This window comes from Phormidium sp. CCY1219 (assembly GCF_055795085.1).
In genome coordinates this window covers 1-245 of sequence record NZ_JAYFEQ010000152.1, presented here as the reverse complement: position 1 = coordinate 245, position 245 = coordinate 1, and the positions used below count along the sequence as shown (strand labels likewise).

Annotated in this window: 1 protein-coding gene; it reads right to left on the bottom strand. The window is 47.3% G+C overall.

Going from position 1 to position 245, the window contains the following annotated elements; all coding sequences use genetic code 11:
• The coding region (locus AC0QH1_RS00790) for a Uma2 family endonuclease (RefSeq protein ID WP_324628820.1) at nt 1-245 on the bottom strand (245 nt) is incomplete at both ends.

The window sequence follows — 245 nt, the reverse complement described above, 5'->3', positions numbered from 1 at the left end:
TTGCCTTTCACCCGGGGTTCATTCTGGATATAAAATGCCGAATCGGGTTCGGAACCGCGTGCTAAATCTTCGCGATTTAGGGTAGTCGAACCGGATCGAACGATTTCTATATTCAACTCCTCGACTACAACACCCACAAGAGCGGCTATCAGTTCTTTGGGGTTTTCATGCTCTAACAAGGGAGTCATAATTTCCAACAATCCTCGGTCGTAAGTCAGGCGGATATTGCGATTGTCTCCCATGTC